This window comes from Lactovum odontotermitis, from assembly GCF_054658595.1.
This window is the reverse complement of record NZ_BAAGGQ010000002.1, coordinates 156,476-171,212: the sequence shown is the minus strand read 5'-3', so window position 1 is coordinate 171,212 and position 14,737 is coordinate 156,476. Positions and strand designations below refer to the sequence as shown.

General features: G+C 48.1%; 17 protein-coding genes. 15 read left to right on the top strand and 2 right to left on the bottom strand.

The features are described from left to right. Both ACYQ2E_RS02240 and ACYQ2E_RS02235 read left to right on the top strand, forming a co-directional pair. A complete protein-coding gene (locus ACYQ2E_RS02240) occupies positions 1-195 on the top strand; it encodes a DUF4649 family protein (protein WP_460016427.1) in 195 nt (64 codons plus the stop codon). After that, positions 195-725 (top strand): SLOG family protein, encoded by a 531-nt coding sequence (locus tag ACYQ2E_RS02235; protein WP_460016426.1) that lies wholly within the window; start codon positions 195-197, stop codon positions 723-725. The genes ACYQ2E_RS02240 and ACYQ2E_RS02235 overlap by 1 nt, the downstream gene beginning before the upstream one ends. 36 nt (positions 726-761) lie before the next feature. Here ACYQ2E_RS02235 and ACYQ2E_RS02230 read toward each other — a convergent pair whose 3' ends face one another. Together ACYQ2E_RS02230 and pepA are read right to left on the bottom strand one after the other, a co-directional pair. Further along, complete coding sequence (locus tag ACYQ2E_RS02230; RefSeq protein WP_460016425.1) at positions 762-1,463, bottom strand: phosphatase PAP2 family protein; 702 nt, start codon at positions 1,461-1,463, stop codon at positions 762-764. Continuing rightward, on the bottom strand, positions 1,426-2,496 hold the full coding sequence (pepA, locus tag ACYQ2E_RS02225; RefSeq protein WP_460016424.1) for a glutamyl aminopeptidase: 1,071 nt from the start codon (positions 2,494-2,496) through the stop codon (positions 1,426-1,428). Before pepA ends, ACYQ2E_RS02230 begins: the two co-directional genes overlap by 38 nt. A gap of 97 nt (positions 2,497-2,593) precedes the next feature. Between pepA and ACYQ2E_RS02220 the strand changes: the two genes are divergently transcribed. The 13 genes from ACYQ2E_RS02220 (at position 2,594) to metG (ending at position 14,560) form a co-directional block, all read left to right on the top strand. Beyond that, positions 2,594-2,878 carry a hypothetical protein gene (locus ACYQ2E_RS02220; protein WP_460016423.1) on the top strand — a complete coding sequence of 95 codons (285 nt, stop codon included), beginning with the start codon at positions 2,594-2,596 and terminating at the stop codon, positions 2,876-2,878. Positions 2,879-2,910: 32 nt separating this feature from the next. Beyond that, positions 2,911-3,228 carry a thioredoxin family protein gene (locus ACYQ2E_RS02215; RefSeq protein WP_460016422.1) on the top strand — a complete coding sequence of 106 codons (318 nt, stop codon included), beginning with the start codon at positions 2,911-2,913 and terminating at the stop codon, positions 3,226-3,228. A gap of 8 nt (positions 3,229-3,236) precedes the next feature. After that, positions 3,237-3,851 (top strand): YtpR family tRNA-binding protein, encoded by a 615-nt coding sequence (gene ytpR / locus ACYQ2E_RS02210; protein ID WP_460016421.1) that lies wholly within the window; start codon positions 3,237-3,239, stop codon positions 3,849-3,851. Further along, positions 3,844-4,770, top strand: a complete 927-nt coding sequence (locus tag ACYQ2E_RS02205; protein WP_460016420.1) for a glycosyltransferase family 2 protein — start codon at positions 3,844-3,846, stop codon at positions 4,768-4,770. The genes ytpR and ACYQ2E_RS02205 overlap by 8 nt, the downstream gene beginning before the upstream one ends. Positions 4,771-4,878: 108 nt before the next feature. Further along, positions 4,879-5,268: a single-stranded DNA-binding protein gene (locus ACYQ2E_RS02200; protein ID WP_460016419.1), complete on the top strand. Its 390-nt coding sequence runs from the start codon at positions 4,879-4,881 to the stop codon at positions 5,266-5,268. Between the two features lie 166 nt (positions 5,269-5,434). Next, positions 5,435-5,716: a co-chaperone GroES gene (gene groES, locus ACYQ2E_RS02195; protein ID WP_460016418.1), complete on the top strand. Its 282-nt coding sequence runs from the start codon at positions 5,435-5,437 to the stop codon at positions 5,714-5,716. Positions 5,717-5,852: 136 nt separating this feature from the next. After that, complete coding sequence (gene groL / locus ACYQ2E_RS02190; RefSeq protein ID WP_460016417.1) at positions 5,853-7,475, top strand: chaperonin GroEL; 1,623 nt, start codon at positions 5,853-5,855, stop codon at positions 7,473-7,475. Between the two features lie 334 nt (positions 7,476-7,809). After that, positions 7,810-8,991, top strand: a complete 1,182-nt coding sequence (locus tag ACYQ2E_RS02185; RefSeq protein WP_460016416.1) for an ABC transporter substrate-binding protein — start codon at positions 7,810-7,812, stop codon at positions 8,989-8,991. Positions 8,992-9,071: 80 nt separating this feature from the next. Next, positions 9,072-9,953: a branched-chain amino acid ABC transporter permease gene (locus tag ACYQ2E_RS02180; RefSeq protein ID WP_460016415.1), complete on the top strand. Its 882-nt coding sequence runs from the start codon at positions 9,072-9,074 to the stop codon at positions 9,951-9,953. Continuing rightward, the gene (locus ACYQ2E_RS02175; RefSeq protein ID WP_460016414.1) at positions 9,953-10,924 is read left to right on the top strand and encodes a branched-chain amino acid ABC transporter permease; all 972 of its coding nucleotides are present in this window, start codon (positions 9,953-9,955) and stop codon (positions 10,922-10,924) included. The genes ACYQ2E_RS02180 and ACYQ2E_RS02175 overlap by 1 nt, the downstream gene beginning before the upstream one ends. Further along, positions 10,924-11,688 carry an ABC transporter ATP-binding protein gene (locus ACYQ2E_RS02170; RefSeq protein WP_460016413.1) on the top strand — a complete coding sequence of 255 codons (765 nt, stop codon included), beginning with the start codon at positions 10,924-10,926 and terminating at the stop codon, positions 11,686-11,688. The genes ACYQ2E_RS02175 and ACYQ2E_RS02170 overlap by 1 nt, the downstream gene beginning before the upstream one ends. A 123-nt stretch (positions 11,689-11,811) precedes the next feature. After that, positions 11,812-12,516 carry an ABC transporter ATP-binding protein gene (locus ACYQ2E_RS02165; RefSeq protein ID WP_460016412.1) on the top strand — a complete coding sequence of 235 codons (705 nt, stop codon included), beginning with the start codon at positions 11,812-11,814 and terminating at the stop codon, positions 12,514-12,516. Between the two features lie 61 nt (positions 12,517-12,577). Next, positions 12,578-14,560 (top strand): methionine--tRNA ligase, encoded by a 1,983-nt coding sequence (gene metG / locus ACYQ2E_RS02160; RefSeq protein ID WP_460016411.1) that lies wholly within the window; start codon positions 12,578-12,580, stop codon positions 14,558-14,560. Positions 14,561-14,737 lie beyond the last annotated feature (177 nt).

The window sequence follows — 14,737 nt, the reverse complement described above, 5'->3', positions numbered from 1 at the left end:
ATGAAATTTACTTTTGAACTTGAAAATGGCATGACTTACACGGAAGAATTTGACAGTCCGTCTGACTTTATTTCCTGCCAGTTGTCCGATTTTGATGTCCTTCCGGATGAAGGGAAAATACTGATGCTGGAAGTGGACGGTGAGGGCATTGAGTTCACCGGCACGATTCTTGATTTGTACAATATGTATATCTGATGGCAAAAAGCTTACTGATTGCGGGTTATTCCGCTTTTGACCTGGGGATTTTTAATGAGAAAGACCCCAAACTTTCAATCATCAAAAAAGCCATTGATACACGCCTGGAGAATTATCTCAGCGATGGGCTGGAATGGCTGATTTTCGGCGGAAATCTGGGTTTTGAGTTCTGGGTGCTGCAGGAGGCGCAAAAATATCGTGAGGATTATCATTTGAAACTGTCCACGATTTTCCCTTTTAAGACACATGGTCAAAACTGGAATGAGGCAAATCGGGCGAAGCTGCAGGCTTTTAAGCAGGTGGATTTCGTCAAATACAGCTTTGATGTCTATGAAAGTCCTGGACAATTCCGGGCTTATGACCAGTTTCTGATTGAGAATACGGACGCCGCGCTGGTTTTGTATGATTCTGAGAATGAGACGAAATTGCATTTTCTGGTGGACATGATGCAGCAGTGGCCGGATTATCCTGTCGAATTCATTACTTTTGACGATTTGCAGAATATTGCAGAAAACGACTTTGCTGAGTGAGTAAAGTCGTTTTCGTATATTTATTTACATTTTCTGCTATTTTGGATGTCGCGTACGTTTTGTGTGGGAAAATTTGTAGAAAAGCGGGTAGCTCAGGTGCAGCAGCGCGAAAGCCAGCAACAGTGAGCCAATCGTGTCGGACGGGTAATGCACTCCCAGGTAGACACGGCTGGCCATGACGCACAAAATTAACAGCGCAGCCATTATCCCTAAAAGCACTTGGATAAAATGATTTTTCAGGGAAGAGGCGAGAATGAAGAAGAGCCCGCCAATCAAGGCAGCGGCCATGATTGAATGCCCGCTGGGAAAGGACGGACCGCTCTCGGAAACGAGCCATCTACCGGCAGGACGCGCCCGGCCGATGAGTTTTTTGATTTCCGGATTGATAAGCGTGCAGAATCCGGTGATTAGAAGCAGATACAGGGCTGAAATCCAGCGATTGGACTTTTTAAAGATTAATATCAGTATCAGACAGGCCGCCGCCAAAAAGTAGCCGTATTTCGGACCGAACAGCAGATGGATGATTTTGCCGGCTTCGCTCACACTCGGTGTCCGCAGGCTGAAAACCCGCTGCTGAACGGCTGTATCGCTGATGAAACTGTTCAGGACCAGCGGCCCGTTCTGGAATTTCTGACGCACCATGACGGCTAGAATCAGGAAAAGCAGCAGGAGCACCGCTCCCCAAATGTAATGGAATTTTTTATGCATTTCGATTAATTTTATTAACTTTCTCGGCATCCAGGCTGTTTACCATGGCCTGCAGCATTTTTTGTGCCTGCTGGAAATCATCCAGACTATAAAGCGTCTGGTGGCTATGGATATAACGGGCGCAGACGCCGATAGTGGCAGAAGGGATGCCCTCGCCCGCCAAATGGGCTGCACCTGCGTCTGTGCCGCCCTTGGCAATGTAATACTGGGTTTTAACGTCGGCCGTCTCGGCTGTTTCAATCAGGAAGTCTTTCATTTCCGGCAGCATAATATGACCCGGGTCAAAGACGCGCATTGTCACGCCGCCGCCCATGCGGCCGTTTTCATCGCCGAAAGTGTCTCCCGCCGGCGAGCAGTCAACAGCAAAGAAGAGGTCAGGCTTGAATTTGGTTGTTGCTACTTTGGCGCCGCGCAGACCGACTTCTTCCTGCACATTGGCCCCGATAATCAGTGTTACGCCAAGTTCTTTGTCTTTCAGGAACTCCAGCAGCTCCAGCACTTCAAGGCAGCCGTAGCGGTTGTCCCAGGCCTTGCCCATGACATTTCTGCCGTTGGCGGTGAGAATGGTTTCAGTTTCAGGAACGATGACGTCGCCGGGACGGATGCCGTAAGTCTCGGCTTCGTTTTTATCTGCAAAACCTGCGTCAAAGACAATATCAGAAATGGCTGGAAGTGAAGGCGCACTGCCGCTTCCGCGCATCAGATGAGGCGGCACGCCGCCTGTGATGACAGGGATTTTCTTGCCAGACGAAGTAAACAGGCTGAAACGCTGGGCGCTGACAACCAGAGGATTCCAGCCGCCGAGCGCGACAACGCGGAGTGTCCCGTCAGCTTGAATTTTTGAGACAAGAAAGCCGACTTCGTCCATGTGGCTGGCAATCATGACACGCGGGGCACCCGCGACTTTTGATTTTTTAGTGATGAAAATTCCGCCGAGGCCGTCAAATTCAGGCTGATAGCCCAGTCCCAGCATCTTTTTCTCCAAGTAATCACGCATGGCGGTTTCATGACCGCTGGTTGCCTGAATCTCAGTGATTTCTTTGATTTTACTGAACAAATCCATAAATATTGACCTCTTTCTGATAAAAACGTTTACACAATAATAAGCTTAATAAACTTAAACACTATTATTATAACCTATTTTGTGGTAAAATCATCGTATGGGAAAATTTTGGAAATTTGGCGTCGGTCTGGCTGTCGGTGCGGTTGCGGGCGCAGGGCTTTATCTTGCCTATCAGCAGAATGAGGATAATCTGCGCGCTGAACTGATTGAAGCGGCGCGAGATTACTTTGACGAGGAAGAAATTGATGTCGTCTGGCTTTTTGATGAACCTCTGCGCGAGAATGTTTTCGCCGGCGGTTTAAACTTTGCCAGCGGCAAGTCAATCAGTTTTGAAATTGAAGAAAAATCACAAAAAATTATCAAAGAAGTTGAAAACGCTTGAGTTTAACAGCGCTTGAAAGGAATGAATAAAAAATGATTATACCGGAAAATACCGAGAAACTTAATCAGTTAACGAAAAAGGAGGGAAAATTTGTTTTCTTCTTCACAGCCGGCTGGTGCCCGGACTGCGCTTTTATTAAACCTAAGATGCCTGAAATTGAAGCTGAAAATCCGGAATTTCAGTTTGTTGAAACTGACCGTGACGAGTTCATGGATTTGGCTCAGGAATGGGATATTTTCGGCATTCCCAGCTTTGTAGTTTTAGAAAACGGCAAAGAAATCGGGCGCTTGGTCAACAAAGACCGTAAAACCAAAGAAGAAGTCAACAGCTTTCTCGCAAATTACAAATAAAGGAAAATATGATAGCATTTTTTAACGAAAATATTGGAAATGTCCTGATGCTCGTTGTAGCGGACAACCACGGGGCAGCATTAGATTACGAGCGCAAGGCTGACATTGCGCGCGTTTTTCGTGAAGACACCGGCGAGACGGTTGCCTGGAACTTTTTCGGCGAGGAATTTCCGAAAAATGGTGAAATCACGCTGACTGAGAAGCAGATTTGGAACCTTGAAGATGACATTGCTGCGGCTGGTTTTGCTGAAACCATCGAGGGCGAGGTACATTCTAATTTTGTGGTGGCTGAAATTGTCAAAATGGACGAACATCCGGATTCTGACCATTTGCACATTTGCCAGGTTGATGTCGGAAATCCTGAGCAGCTGGTACAAATCGTCTGCGGCGCGGCTAATGCGCGTGAGGGTCTGAAAACAGTGGCGGCACTGCCGATTTCTCTCATGCCGGACGGGGCTTTGATTTTTGACGGTGAACTTCGCGGTGTGGTGAGTCACGGAATGCTCTGCTCGGCCCGTGAGCTAGGATTGCCGAATGCACCGCAGGCGCGCGGGATTATTGAGTTATCGCCGGACTTAGCGGCTGGTGAGGCCTTTGACGCGGAAGCGATGTGGCATGGATAAAATTTCAGTCATTGTCCCTTGTTACAACGAGGAAGAGAGTCTGCCGCACTTTTTTGCGGCGGCTGAAAAGGTGCGTCAGCAGATGCCGGTTGAGTTTGAGTACATTTTTGTCAATGACGGTTCAAAAGACAGGACGCTGCCGATTTTGCGCGAGCTGCAGTCTGCCCATTCTGACATCGTGCATTATATTGATTTTTCGAGAAATTTCGGCAAAGAGTCTGCGATTTATGCTGGTTTACAGGCCTCGACCGGTAATTACGTGACATTACTCGACGCGGATTTGCAGGACCCGCCGGAAATGCTCATCGAGATGTATGCCAAAATCCAAGCGCCTGACATTGACTGTGTAGCGGCACGCCGCTTTGACCGTAAGGGTGAGCCATGGCTGCGCAGTTTATTCAGCAGGCTTTTCTATAAGATTATGAATCGAATTTCGGAGACGCCTGTTATTGACGGTGTGCGTGATTTTAGGCTGATGACGCGCCAGATGACTGACGCGATTCTCGAGCTCTCCGAATACAACCGTTTCTCAAAGGGCCTCTTCACCTGGGTCGGTTTCAATACTGAATATGTCGCCTATGAGAATCATGAGCGCGTGGCCGGCAGCAGTCACTGGAGTTTTTTCAGTCTGCTGAAGTATTCGATTGACGGTTTTGTCAATTTCTCTGAGGCACCGCTGAATCTGGCGGTCTGGGGCGGTCTGGTTGTCGTGTTCATTGATATTGTTGCTTTGCTGTTTGTTATAGTGCGGGCGCTTGTCTGGAATGACCCGGTCGGCGGCTGGGCTTCAACTGTGGTTATCATTTTGTTCGCCTTCGGTGTGACTTTGCTGATGCTGGGAATTATCGGCAAATACATTGCCAAGATTTTCTCAGAAGTCAAAGGGCGTCCGATTTATATTGTGAAAGAAAAAAAGTAGCATAGGCTATTTTTTTTTTCGAAATTTTTGTAACACTTGCCGAAATTTTGCGTATATAACAGTAGGGAGGAAAAAACCCTGATTATAGAAAATTTTGGAGGTTCAAAAATGAACAAAACACTTCTCATCGGCCGACTGGTCGCCAATCCTGAACTCGTGACAACAGCCAGCGACAAAAATGTTGTCCACACGACGATTGCTGTTAACCGCCGTTACAGGAATCCGGAGGGGGAACGGCTGGCAGATTTTATCTCGCTGGTCATCTGGGGGAAAACCGCTGAAAACTTTGTTTCTTATGCCAAGAAAGGCAGCCTGCTTTCTGTTGAGGGCGAAATCCGCACACACAACTACGAGGACAAGCAGAAGCAGCGCCATTACGTGACCGAGGTCCTCTGTACCTCTTACAACCTTTTAGAAAGCAAAGCCGCAGTGGCTCTGCGGGAAGGCAGCATCAGCACGGAAGAATTAGCGTTGGAGGCCGAAGAACTGCCTTTTTAAGCGGGAAATGACAAATAAATCAGCAAATGAAAAAATTGTTGTTAAATCAGCTGGAAATTTAGACTAAACTGTTGACTATTTTTGACCTTTGCGGTACAATAAGAATGTAAGTTAGCACTCTGCCAATTAGAGTGCTAAAATAAAGAAAATTATTTGGAGGTTGAATATGTTAAAACCCTTAGCAGATCGTGTAGTTTTACGCGTGAAAGAAGAGGAAGAAAAAACTGTCGGCGGCATCGTTCTGGCCAGCAGTGCTCAAGAGAAGCCGCGCACAGCAGAAGTTGTTGCCGTAGGACCAGGCAAACGTAATGAAGAAGGAAAATTAATTCCGCTTGAAGTTAAAGTCGGTGATGTTGTTGTTTTCGCAGAATACGGCGGCAGCAAGGTCAAACTTGACGGCGAAGAATACCTCATCACACGCGAATCTGATTTGCTTGCAGTTTTATAAGATGTGAAACACGCCCGCTATGAAGCGTAGAAAATTAGGAAATCGTGGTTCTGCCCGCAGGGCAGGTTCTGATTTATCTATTTTCCTAGCTTCAGGCGTGTTGAACTCAGTTAATAAGAAAGGTCGATAATCAAATATGTCAAAAGAAATAAAGTTTTCATCTGATGCCCGCTCAGCCATCGTGCAGGGTATCGATATTCTAGCGGATACAGTGAAAATCACGCTTGGACCAAAAGGCCGCAATGTGGTGCTGGAGAAGTCATACGGTTCACCGCTCATCACCAATGATGGCGTTACCATTGCCAAAGAAATCGAGCTTGAAGACCATTTTGAGAATATGGGCGCAAAACTCGTGTCAGAAGTAGCCTCAAAGACGAATGATATCGCTGGTGACGGTACAACCACTGCGACACTGCTGACACAGGCAATTGTACGCGAGGGCTTGAAGAATGTCACTGCCGGAGCTAATCCTATCGGTATCCGCCGGGGAATTGAAAAAGCCACTGAAACTGCCGTTGAGGCGCTTAAGAAACTGGCGATTCCAGTTTCAGGCAAAGATGCAATTGCCCAGGTAGCGACTGTTTCAAGCCGCAGTGAAAAAGTCGGCGAGTACATCTCAAATGCCATGGAAAAAGTCGGCGCAGACGGCGTCATTACTATTGAAGAGTCTAAAGGCATGCAGACTGAGCTGGATGTCGTTGAAGGCATGCAGTTTGACCGTGGCTATTTGTCACAATACATGGTGACTGACACTGAAAAAATGGTGGCAGACCTGGATAATCCTTATATTCTCATCACTGACAAGAAGATTTCCAATATTCAGGAAATCCTGCCGCTGCTTGAGTCTGTGGTTAAGGCCGGTCGCGCACTTCTGATTGTGGCTGATGATGTTGACGGTGAGGCTTTGCCTACGCTGGTCCTGAACAAGATTCGCGGCACTTTCAATGTAGTTGCTGTAAAAGCTCCTGGTTTCGGTGACCGCCGTAAAGCGCAGCTTGAGGATTTGGCCATCTTGACAGGCGGTACAGTCATTACGGAAGAGCTTGGTCTTGAACTGAAAGATGCAACGATTGAGTCACTCGGCTCTGCAAGTAAGGTAACTGTTGATAAAGACAAGACAACTGTGGTTGAGGGCGCTGGCGATAAAGCGGCTCTGGCACAGCGTGTTGCGACAATCAAAGCTCAGATTGAGCAGACAACTTCAGACTTTGACAAAGAGAAGCTGCAGGAGCGTTTGGCTAAACTGGCCGGCGGCGTGGCTGTTATCAAGGTCGGTGCAGCAACTGAAACTGAAATTAAGGAAATGAAGCTGCACATTGAAGATGCATTGAATGCAACTCGTGCGGCTGTTGAAGAAGGTATCGTGGCCGGCGGCGGTGTCGCTCTGGCTACTGTCATCAAAGAAGTGGCCAAACTTGACGTTGAAGGCGATGAAGCAACTGGTGTCAACATTGTGCTCCGTGCTCTGGAAGAGCCTGTTCGCCAAATTGCTGCTAATGCTGGCTATGAGGGCTCAGTCATCATCAATGAGCTGAAAAACCGCGCAGAGGGCGAAGGATTCAACGCAGCCAACGGCACTTGGGTGAATATGGTAGATGCTGGTATCATTGACCCAGTCAAGGTAACACGTTCCGCCCTGCAGAATGCTTCCAGCGTTGCGGCTATGGTTCTGACAACTGAAGCAGTTGTGGCTGACAAGCCTGAGCCGAAAGCTCCTGCAGCGCCAGCCATGGACCCATCTATGATGGGCGGCTATTAAGAGCTTCTCTAAAAACAAGAACTTGTCTTCGTGATTTTGGCTGAATTTCTCCTGCGGGAACAATTTTAGTTCCTATCCGAAAGTTATCCCGCTAAAGCCGCAAAGAATTGAATTAAAAAGTAAAACGAATTTCGAATTCTGGAATTCGTTTTTCTATTTGTAAGCCCTTACTATCAAGCTATTTCAAGATTTCCTGTTTCTTTTAAAATATAATAAAAGAAATTAATTCAAAATAGTTGCAAATTTTCTGACAATTTGATAAAATGATTTTTACTTACTTAAAAAGTGAGTATTTTAGTGAAAACTATTTTATTGATAAAAAAGGAGTTATTTTATGAAATTCACAAAGAGATTTATGGCCGCAGCGGTCATGATGACTGTCGGCTTTGCCGCTCTCACCGCCTGTAGTGCAGCGCCTAGCAGTTCCTCAAGCTCGGGCACTACAATCGGCGACACATTTAAAATCGGCGGCGACCTTGAGCTGTCCGGCGGCGTCTCAGCTTACGGGACTGCTATCAAAGACGGTGCCGACCTGGCGATTAAAGAAATCAATGCCGACGGCGGAATTGACGGCAAAAAAATTGTCATGACGACCAAAGACAACAAGTCTGATAATGCAGAGGCCGCAACGATTGCCAGCAACCTTATTTCAAATAACAAGGTCAATGTCATCTTTGGGCCGGCTACTTCAGGCGGGGCTATGTCAATGCTGCCGACGGCCACGAAGAGTGCTGTGGGCATTGTTTCGCCGACTGCGACGGCTGATGCTTATACGGTCACAAAAGGAAAAGTCAATCCTTATGCTTTCCGCAACACTTTCCAGGACAGTTTCCAGGGGAAGGTTCTGGCAAGCTATGTCACCAATAATCTGAAGGCGAAGAAAGTCATCATGTATTACGACAACTCTTCAGACTATGCCAAAGGTATTGAAGCCGCGTTTGACAAGAACTATGACGGGACAATTGTCGACAAGGTCACCTTTACGGCCGGCGACACTGATTTCCAGGCGACATTGTCAAAAATCAAGGGTGAAGATTTCGATGCGATTATTCTGCCGGGTTACTACAATGAAACTGGGCTGATTACCAAACAGGCGAGAGCTCTTGGCATCGAAGCACCAATTCTTTCCGGCGACGGCGCTGCAGACCCATCTTTCGTGGAATTGGCTGGAAAAGAAGCGGCAACAAATGTTTACTATGTTTCTTGCTACTCGGCAGAGGTGAGTCTTTCAGACAAAACTGCTGATTTTGTCAAAGCCTACAAAGCGAAATACGGCGAAGATCCAGGCATGTTTGCAGCTCTAGCTTATGACGGCATCTATTACATCAAGCAGGCCCAGGAAGACAGCCACGCGAAGAATTCAAAAGAGCTCGCAACGGCTCTCGGCAAGGTGAAAAACTTCGACGGCATTACGGGCGAGATGACGATTGATGCCGACCATAATCCGGTCAAATCTGCGATTGTGATTAAGCTGGAAAATGGCGTTACAACCTCATCAGAAGTGATTAAACCCTAAGAAATGAAACAAGATCATTTGATTTCCCGGGAAACTAGAAATTCCGGGAAATCAGCTGGTCACTGATTATTAAGGAAAAAATGCAAATAATACTAAACGGACTGATTCTCGGATCAGTATATGCTTTAATCGCGCTGGGCTACACCATGGTTTACGGCATTATTAAGCTGATAAACTTCGCTCATGGCGACATCTATATGGTTGGCGCTTTTGTCGGCTATTATCTGATAAATAATCTGCACATGAACTTTTTTCTGGCCTTAATTCTAGCCATGATTTTCTGTGCAGTTTTAGGCGTTGTCATTGAATATCTGGCTTACCGTCCGCTTCGGAATTCGACGCGAATTGCGGCGCTCATCACAGCGATTGGTGTGTCTTTTCTCTTGGAAAATGGCATGATTTTCTTGGTCGGCTCTGGGTCAAGGGCTTTTCCGCAGGTAATAAACGTCGTGCAGTTCCATGTTTTAGGCATGGTCATCACCAACATCCAGATTATGATTTTGGTCACGTCAGTCCTGCTGATGCTCATCTTGCAGTTTATTGTCCAGAAAACAAAAATGGGCAAAGCCATGCGGGCCGTCTCTGTCGAAATGGACGCAGCGCAGCTGATGGGCATCAACGTGAATCGGACCATCAGCTTTACCTTTGCGATTGGCTCTGCGCTTGCAGGGGCGGCAGGCGTGATGATTGGGCTTTATTACGGCTCAATTGACCCGCTGATGGGCATGGTGCCTGGCATCAAGGCCTTTATCGCGGCGGTTGTCGGCGGTATCGGCATCATTCCTGGCGCGGCGCTCGGCGGCATTGTCATCGGTCTGATTGAGACCGTGGCGCAGTCACTGCCTGGCAAGCTCTCATTTATCGCCGGCTACAAGGACGCGGTTGTCTACGTCATCCTGATTGTGATTCTGCTGATTCGTCCTTCGGGAATCCTAGGTAAAAATGTAAAGGAGAAAGTCTGATGAAAAAGAATTTAAAAGTAAATATCAGCTGGCTGATTCTTTTCATTGCAGCCTATGCGATTCTGAGTCTTCTCATTCAGTTCGGTATTTTCAATGATTTCATAGTGCAGATTATCACGCAAATCGGCATTAACATCATCCTCGCGGTCGGTCTGAACGTTATCATCGGCTTTGCGGGCCAATTCTCGCTGGGGCATGCCGGTTTCATGCTGATTGGCGCCTATTCTGGGGCCATCATCGGCGGACAGACCGGGACTTACCTGGGCTTCTTCCTGGCCATGCTGGTCGGTATGGTGATAGCGGGACTGGCGGCGCTGATTGTCGGTGTACCTACCTTGCGGCTGAAAGGCGATTACCTGGCCATTGCGACGCTGGGCGTGGCAGAAATCTTCCGAATCCTCGTCATCAACGGCGGCTCGCTGACAAACGGCGCAGCGGGCATGACCGGCATCCCGTTATTTACCAGCTGGCAGATGGTCTACGTCTTTGTGATTATCACGACCATTCTCAGCCTGAACTTCGGCCTGTCGGCCAATGGGCGCGGAATACGTGCGGTGCGTGACGATGAAATCGCGGCAGAATCGGTCGGCGTCAACGCAACCAAGGTCAAAGTGACAGCCTTTGTCTTCGGTGCCGTCACAGCCTCCATTGCAGGGACTCTCTACTCAGGATTTATCGGCACAGTTACTCCGAAAGACTTTACCTTCATGAATTCCGTCAATATCCTAATTATCGTCGTGTTCGGCGGACTTGGCTCAGTCACTGGGTCAATCGTCGGGGCAATCGTTCTCGGCATTTTGAACATGTTCCTGCAGGACTTCGGCTCATTGCGTATGATTATTTATTCACTGATACTGATTCTTATCATGATTTTCAGACCAGGCGGACTTCTGGGGCTCAGTGAATTCCAGCTTTCAAAAATTATCAATCGTAAGCCTAAATCTAGTGCAGCAAAGGAGGGCAACAAATAATGGCATTGTTAGAAGTGAAAAATTTGACCCGGAAATTCGGCGGCTTAACAGCGGTTGACGATGTTTCAATGGAAATCGGCGATTCCGAGCTGATTGGCCTGATTGGCCCGAACGGTGCCGGAAAAACGACACTGTTCAACCTGCTGACCGGTGTCTATACGCCAAGCTCAGGCACAGTCACCTTGAACGGACAATTGCTGAACGGCAAGAAACCTTATAAATTTGCGCTGGCCGGTTTGTCCCGGACTTTCCAGAACATTCGGCTTTTCAAAGACCTGAGCGTGCTTGACAACATCAAAGTCGCCATGGACGCCGGCAAAAAATACGGTTTCTTCGCGAATCTGCTTCGTCTGCCGATATTTTACAAAAGAGAAGAAGAGAAGCACCAGCGGGCCGTTGATTTGCTGAAACTCTTTGAAATGGAAGGCTTTCAGGACACTTTGGCGCGAAATCTGCCTTACGGCGAGCAGCGCCGCCTGGAAATCGTCCGTGCCCTGGCAACCAGGCCGAAAATTGTTTTCCTGGATGAACCTGCGGCTGGACTGAACCCGCAGGAGACGGCCGATTTGACGGCGCTGATTCGACGCATTCAGCAGCAGTTCGGTATCTCGATTGTCTTGATTGAACACGACATGAGCCTTGTCATGGAAGTGACCGAAAGGATTTACGTCCTTGACTACGGCAAACTCCTGGCTGAGGGCACGCCGGAGGAAATCAGGAATAACGCGAAAGTTGTCGAGGCTTATCTAGGTGGAGGAGCTTGATGCGAGACATGCCCGCTAAGAAGCGTAGAAATTTAGGAAAATTAGGTTCTGCCTTTAGGCAGGTTCTAATTTTATCTAATTTCCTAGCTTCTGGCATGTCGAACTCGAAAAGGAAACAAAAAAATGTTAAAAATTGAAAATATTTCTGTGAACTACGGGATGATAGAAGCCGTCCGCGACATCAGCTTTGAGGTCAAAGAGGGGGAAATCGTGGCGCTGATTGGGGCGAACGGCGCCGGTAAAACGACGACGCTTCACACGATTTCTGGTCTGCTGCGCCCGAAGCAAGGCAAAATCACCTTTCTTGACCAGGACATCACAGGCATGCAGCCGCAGAAAATCGTAGCCATGGGCCTTTCTCAAGTACCAGAAGGACGCCACGTTTTTCCAGGCCTGACTGTGCTTGAGAACCTGGAAATGGGCGCCTATCTGAAGAAAGACCGCGCAGAGAACGCCAGAAATCTGAAAGAAGTTTTTGAGCGCTTCCCGCGGCTTGAAGAAAGAAAAAATCAGGACGCAGCGACCCTGTCAGGCGGCGAGCAGCAGATGCTGGCCATGGGACGGGCGCTTATGTCAACGCCGAAACTCCTCTTGCTGGACGAGCCATCAATGGGACTTGCGCCGCAGCTGATTCAGGAAATCTTCAGCATCATCGTGGACATTCAGAAAAAGGGCACGACGGTGCTCTTGAATGAGCAGAATGCCAAACAGGCCTTGTCAATTGCTGACCGCGGCTACGTTCTTGAGACGGGGAAGATTATTCTGTCCGGAACGGGTGAGGAACTACTCCAGTCTGAAGAGGTTCAGAAAGCTTATCTTGGCGGTTAAAATTCGCCAGGTCTTGTGCTATAATTAGTGCAAGACTTTTTTATTACGTAAGGGCAAAGGAATGACTGAGAACAAGACTTTTTATATCACCACACCGATTTATTATCCGTCGGGCAAGCTCCATCTGGGCTCGACTTATACGACGATTGCCTGCGATGTGCTGGCGCGCTATAAGCGGCTGATGGGTTACGAGACTTTTTATTTGACGGGGCTTGATGAGCATGGGCAGAAGATAGAGCAGAAGGCAGAGGAGGCGGGACTTACGCCGAAGGAATATCTAGACCCGATGGCTGAAGATGTCAAAGCGCTCTGGAAGCTGCTGGACATTTCTTATGACAAGTTTATCCGTACGACGGACAGCTATCATGAAGAGGCCGTGCAGAAGATTTTCGAGCAGCTGCTGGCGCAGGACGACATCTATCTGGGCAAGTATGCCGGCTGGTATAGTGTCTCCGACGAAGAATTCTTCACGGAATCACAGTTGGAGGAGGTCTATCGCGATGCGGACGGCAATGTGACCGGCGGTATGGCGCCTTCTCATCACGAGGTGGAATGGGTCGAGGAAGAGTCTTATTTCTTCCGCATGGGCAAATACGCGGACTGGCTGCTGCAGTATTACGAGGAGCACCCCGACTTTATTCAGCCGGAAGCCCGCAAGAATGAGATGATTAACACTTTCATCAAGCCGGGTCTTGAAGATTTGGCCGTGTCGCGTACGACTTTTACCTGGGGAATTCCGATTAAGTCGAATCCGAAGCATGTCATCTATGTCTGGCTGGACGCCTTGTTCAACTATATCACGGCGCTGGGTTACGGCACAGATGATGATTCTTTGTACAAAAAATTCTGGCCGGGCGTGAATATGGTCGGAAAGGACATTCTGCGTTTCCACACGATTTACTGGCCGATTTTCCTGCATGCGTTGGGGCTGCCTGCGCCGAAGCAGGTGTTCGGCCACGGCTGGTATCAGGTCAACGGCCGCAAAATGTCGAAGTCTTTCGGCAATGTGGTCTACGCAGAGCCGCTGGTGGCGCAGTATGGGCTGGACCCGTACCGTTACTTCATTTTGCGGGCAATGCCTTTTGGCAATGACGGCAATTTCACCGCTGAGTCCTATATTGACCGGATTAATTTTGATTTGGCCAATGACCTCGGGAACCTGCTGAACCGTACGGTGGCGATGATTAACAAGTACAACGGCGGCAGGATTGAGCGCGGAGAGGCCAGTGAATTTGACCAGGAGCTGGGTGAAGTCGCACAGACCAGTCTGAATAATTATCACGCGGCCATGGACAAATTCGAGTTTTCTGTCGCATTGTCGGAAATCTGGACGCTGATTTCCCGCAGTAACAAGTATATCGACGAGACCCAGCCCTGGGTTCTGGCCAAATCAGAAGCTGATAAGTCAAAACTGAACAATGTCTTGTATCATCTGGCGGCGAATTTGCGCGTGACAGCTGCGCTTCTGCAGCCCTTCATGCACGATACCAGCGAGAAAATCTTTGCCCAGCTCGGTCTGACGGAGGATAAGCAGATTCCGATTGAAAATCTGAGTTTTGATTATGACTTCGTAAATCCTGTAACCCCGCATGGTGAGCCGATTTTCCCGCGCCTGGACCGTGAAGAGGAAATTGCCCGAGTGAACACATTTATTGGAGATGAAAAGGAGGAGGAAGCAGTGACAGAAGAAATTTTGGACCATAAAGACCAGATTGTCTTTGAGGATTTTGACAAAATTGAGGTTCGTGTCGCAGAAGTGCTGCAGGTTGAAAAAGTTGAAGGTTCGAAGAAACTGCTGAAATTTACGCTGGATGCTGGAGATGCTGAGCCGCGGACAATTTTGTCAGGCATTCAGGCATTCTACCCGAACGAGCAGGAATTGCTCGGGAAGAAACTGCAAATCGTGGCAAATCTGAAACCGCGTAAAATGATGGGCAAATACGTCAGTGAGGGCATGATTCTCTCGGCTGAAAGTCCGGACGGCAAGCAGCTCTGGGTCTGCGAAGTCGATAAAGCTGTGCCGAACGGCAGTTTAGTCGGCTAAATCAGTATTTAAAAGTGCAGGTAAGTGCTATTTTGTTTTTAAACAAATGGCGCTTATCTGCACTTTTTTTACTTACTTGCCGGCGGGCAAAGTCTGCATGAGAGCAAAGACCGTCACGGAAATAAAACGCTGCGAAAAGCGGAAGTTTATCAGCTGATACTTAAAACAGTCAGTGTA

Coding starts and splice junctions, on each gene's coding strand:
- ACYQ2E_RS02240 (WP_460016427.1), top strand. CDS start 1: ATGAAATTTACTTTTGAACTTGAAAATGGCATGACTTACACGGAAGAA.
- ACYQ2E_RS02235 (WP_460016426.1), top strand. CDS start 195: ATGGCAAAAAGCTTACTGATTGCGGGTTATTCCGCTTTTGACCTGGGG.
- ACYQ2E_RS02230 (WP_460016425.1), bottom strand. CDS start 1,463: ATGCCGAGAAAGTTAATAAAATTAATCGAAATGCATAAAAAATTCCAT.
- pepA (WP_460016424.1), bottom strand. CDS start 2,496: ATGGATTTGTTCAGTAAAATCAAAGAAATCACTGAGATTCAGGCAACC.
- ACYQ2E_RS02220 (WP_460016423.1), top strand. CDS start 2,594: ATGGGAAAATTTTGGAAATTTGGCGTCGGTCTGGCTGTCGGTGCGGTT.
- ACYQ2E_RS02215 (WP_460016422.1), top strand. CDS start 2,911: ATGATTATACCGGAAAATACCGAGAAACTTAATCAGTTAACGAAAAAG.
- ytpR (WP_460016421.1), top strand. CDS start 3,237: ATGATAGCATTTTTTAACGAAAATATTGGAAATGTCCTGATGCTCGTT.
- ACYQ2E_RS02205 (WP_460016420.1), top strand. CDS start 3,844: ATGGATAAAATTTCAGTCATTGTCCCTTGTTACAACGAGGAAGAGAGT.
- ACYQ2E_RS02200 (WP_460016419.1), top strand. CDS start 4,879: ATGAACAAAACACTTCTCATCGGCCGACTGGTCGCCAATCCTGAACTC.
- groES (WP_460016418.1), top strand. CDS start 5,435: ATGTTAAAACCCTTAGCAGATCGTGTAGTTTTACGCGTGAAAGAAGAG.
- groL (WP_460016417.1), top strand. CDS start 5,853: ATGTCAAAAGAAATAAAGTTTTCATCTGATGCCCGCTCAGCCATCGTG.
- ACYQ2E_RS02185 (WP_460016416.1), top strand. CDS start 7,810: ATGAAATTCACAAAGAGATTTATGGCCGCAGCGGTCATGATGACTGTC.
- ACYQ2E_RS02180 (WP_460016415.1), top strand. CDS start 9,072: ATGCAAATAATACTAAACGGACTGATTCTCGGATCAGTATATGCTTTA.
- ACYQ2E_RS02175 (WP_460016414.1), top strand. CDS start 9,953: ATGAAAAAGAATTTAAAAGTAAATATCAGCTGGCTGATTCTTTTCATT.
- ACYQ2E_RS02170 (WP_460016413.1), top strand. CDS start 10,924: ATGGCATTGTTAGAAGTGAAAAATTTGACCCGGAAATTCGGCGGCTTA.
- ACYQ2E_RS02165 (WP_460016412.1), top strand. CDS start 11,812: ATGTTAAAAATTGAAAATATTTCTGTGAACTACGGGATGATAGAAGCC.
- metG (WP_460016411.1), top strand. CDS start 12,578: ATGACTGAGAACAAGACTTTTTATATCACCACACCGATTTATTATCCG.